This window comes from Bacillus daqingensis (genome assembly GCF_042654445.1).
In the GTDB taxonomy this organism is placed as follows: domain Bacteria; phylum Bacillota; class Bacilli; order Bacillales; family Salisediminibacteriaceae; genus Alkalicoccus; species Alkalicoccus luteus.
Map to the genome: position 1 here is coordinate 1 of NZ_JBHSGK010000018.1, position 744 is coordinate 744.

1 protein-coding gene is annotated in these 744 nt (G+C 34.5%); it reads left to right on the top strand.

All coding sequences use genetic code 11. The annotated features are described in order from the left end of the window. Positions 1-323: 323 nt before the first annotated feature. A partial coding sequence (locus ACFO4L_RS14575; protein WP_377910392.1) for a hypothetical protein occupies positions 324-744 on the top strand: 421 nt, incomplete at its 3' end.

The window sequence follows — 744 nt, forward strand, 5'->3', positions numbered from 1 at the left end:
ATAAATGTTTTCTACACATAAAGAAGGGGCTGTTCCGTCGATAATATCGACTTATGGGACAGCCCCCTCTTGTTAAAAGATAGCTGGATACTTTCGACAAGAAGTAGAGAGTGAACTATTGCTTAAGTGAAGAATATATTCATTAAGAGAAGTGATCGAAACAGGAAGGTGAGTTGGATAATATGTAATTATTTGAAAAAAATATTGATATTATTACATAAATAGCATACGCTTGAATTATCTATTAGGACTTATGTTGTAATAATTATGCATCATTTTTACGGTATCAGTGTTCCTTAATACATACTTAAAAGGAGAGATTTATGAAACAAGTAAAGCAATCTAAAGTTTTTATTCTGTCGCTGATTTTTTTGTTGTTAGCTAGTAACTTTGCAGGGATAGAAAGTGCATTTGCTTCACAGTCAGATGGGACACCACCTGAGATTCAAAGTGCATCAGTAAGTGATGGACCATTTTCAATCGGGGACGAAGTGAAATTTCAAGCTAATATTTCAGATGATTTATCTGGAGTAAGAATTGCCCGATTAAACATCCAATCTCCCGGTGGAAACCGAACTATCTCGTTAGATTTGAGGTTCTCAGGTGAGGAAGATATATGGACCGGAATTTATGATGTAAATGATTTTGATGAAGAAGGAATTTACACGGTTAACTATGTTTACATGATTGATCATGCAGGAAATAGCACTATTCAATACGCGAGAGATGTAGACTTTATTCAAG